Source organism: Allobosea eneae (assembly GCF_042657265.1).
Taxonomy (GTDB): Bacteria; Pseudomonadota; Alphaproteobacteria; order Rhizobiales; family Beijerinckiaceae; genus Allobosea; species Allobosea eneae.
The window spans coordinates 1-2,622 of sequence record NZ_JBHSLW010000068.1; the positions used below are offsets into that span (position 1 = coordinate 1).

A 2,622-nucleotide genomic window follows, 5' to 3' on the forward strand; every position below is an offset into this window, starting at 1 on the left:
TGCGGATTCCGATTCCGACCGGCCATCATTCCGATAATTGACCGGCCGGGATTCCGATAATTCTCCGGCCACCATTCCGATTAATGACCGGCCACCAGCCGGGGGTATGAGCGCTCTGGGTCAGCCACTCAGGCATCAGGATTTCCGTTTCACCCGAGACGGAGCCTGTGATGCCGACGAAGAGGAAGCTGACGATGAGAGAACTGCGGCAGATGCTGCGGCTTGCATATGGCGGGGTGAGCGCCCGCGAGATCGGTCGGGTGCTGGGGATTGCCCGCAGCACCGTTCAGGAGAACCTCGGGCGCGCGGCCCAGGCCGGGTTGACCTGGCCGCTGCCGGCGGAGCTGACGGACGACGCCCTTGCCGGCAGGCTTTTCGCGCGATCCGGGGCGAAGAGCGGTCAGCGGCGGCGGGTCGAGCCGAACTGGAGCGAACTGATCGTCGAGCTGAAGAAGCCCGGCGTGACGATGGCGATCCTGTGGGAAGAGTATCGCACCATCCACCCGCAGGGCTACGGTTACTCGAGGTTCTGCGACCTCCTGCGCGGCTTCCAGCGCCGGCTGTCGCCGACGATGCGGCAGGAGCACGTCGCCGGCGACAAGGTGTTCGTCGACTATTCCGGCAAGAAGCTCGGCATCGTCGATGCCCGGACCGGCATCATCCGGGAGGCCGAGATTTTCGTCGGCGTGCTCGGCGCCTCGAACTTCACCTTCGCCGAAGCGAGCTGGACTCAAGGACTGCCGGACTGGATCGGCTCGCATGTGCGCATGTTCCGGTTTTTCGATGGCGTCCCACGCCTGATCGTGCCGGACAATCTGAAGGCCGGGGTCAACAAGGCCTCGTTCTACGATCCGGAGCTCAACCGCAGCTATGGCATGATGGCCTCGCACTACGGCGTCGGCGTCTTGCCGGCGCGGCCGCGCAAGCCGCGTGACAAGGCGAAGGTCGAGAACGGCGTTCGGTTCGCGCAGAGCGCCATCCTGGGCCGCTTGCGCAACCAGACCTTCTTCTCGCTGGCCGAGGCCAATGCCGCGATCCGCGGCGCCGTCGACCGGATCAACGACCATGTCATCCGGCGCCTCGGCGTGACCCGCCGCCATCTGTTCGAGACCGTCGAGCGGCCGGCCCTGGCGGCGCTGCCCGAGGATTACGAGTTCGCCGAGTGGCGCCTGGCCCGCGCCGGCGTCGATTACCACGTCGAGTATGACGGCTATTTCTACTCCGTTCCCCACGGCCTGATCCGGGAGCAGGTCGATCTGCGGGCCACCAGCCGGACGATCGAGGTCTTCCATCGTGGCCAGCGGGTCGCCGCGCACCAGCGTCGCTATGGCGGCCGCCGGCACGGCACCAACCCCGATCACATGCCGAGCTCCCACCGGCGCTACGCCGACTGGAGCCCGGAACGGCTCCGGCGCTGGGCCGCGACGGTCGGCCCGAGCACGGAAGGACTGGTCATCGCCATCCTGGCCAACCGGCCGCATCCCGAGCACGGCTTCAGAACCTGTCTCGGCGTGCTGCGGCTGTTCCGCGATCTCAGGCCGTCCCAGGCCGAAGCCGTCTCCGCCCGCGCCCTCGAGATCGGCGCGTTCGCCTACCGCGCTGTCGCCGCCATTGCCGTCAGGCAGGCCGCGGCAGCGGCCAGGACCACCACCGAACCCGCCGCCATCATCGAGCACAGCAATCTGCGCGGCCCCGGCTACTTCCACTGATCAGGAGACAGCATGTTGATCCATCCCACCATGGGCTTGCTCGCCGAGCTCGGACTGCACGGTATGGCCAAAGGCTTCCAGGAGCTCCAGGCCCAGCCCGAAAGCCGCGCCCTCGAACACGCCGACTGGCTCGCCCTCCTGCTCGAACGCGAGAGCACGACGCGCCGTCAGAAGCGCTTCGAGAACCGCGCTCGCGCCGCCGCGCTGCGCCACAACGCCAGCATCGAGGATGTCGACTTCAAGGCGTCGCGCGGCCTCGACCGCGGGCTCTTCCTCAGCCTCGCCGGCGGCGACTGGATCCGCCAGCATCGCAGCTTGCTGATCACCGGCCCGGCCGGTGTCGGCAAGAGTTGGCTCGCCTGCGCGCTGGGGCAAAAGGCCTGCCGTGACGATGTCTCCGTCGCCTACCATCGCGCGCCCAGGCTCTTCGCCACCCTGGCCCAGGCCCGTGACGAGGGCCGTTACGCCCGCCTGCTCAAGGCCCTCGCCAGGGTCGAACTCCTGATCATCGATGATTGGGGGCCGGAGAAGCTCGACGACGCACAGCGACGCGACCTCCTCGAACTCACCGAGGATCGCTACGAGCGTCGTGCCACCATCATCACCAGCCAAATCCCCGTGGATCGCTGGTACGAAATTATCGGGAACCCCACCATCGCCGACGCGATCATGGATCGCATCGCCCACAACGCCTATCGCATCGAACTCGCCGGCGAGAGCCTGAGAAAGCGCCAACCGGAGCCGCCCGCAGCGGCTCCGGCTTGACCGGAAGCACCAATCACGACATCCAGAAACACGACCCAGAACCAACGCCCGCCCTGGCCGGATAATTCTCGGAATCCCGACCGGTTAATTCTCGGAACAGTGGCCGGTTAATTATTGGATTACCCGGCCGGTCGCGTCGGAATCTGCA

General features: G+C 66.7%; 2 protein-coding genes. Both read left to right on the forward strand.

Going from position 1 to position 2,622, the window contains the following annotated elements:
- Positions 1-170: 170 nt before the first annotated feature.
- Positions 171-1,709 (forward strand): IS21 family transposase, encoded by a 1,539-nt coding sequence (gene istA, locus ACFPOB_RS27335; RefSeq protein WP_067253527.1) that lies wholly within the window; start codon positions 171-173, stop codon positions 1,707-1,709.
- Between the two features lie 12 nt (positions 1,710-1,721).
- Positions 1,722-2,474 carry an IS21-like element helper ATPase IstB gene (istB, locus tag ACFPOB_RS27340; protein ID WP_066720698.1) on the forward strand — a complete coding sequence of 251 codons (753 nt, stop codon included), beginning with the start codon at positions 1,722-1,724 and terminating at the stop codon, positions 2,472-2,474.
- Positions 2,475-2,622: the final 148 nt, after the last annotated feature.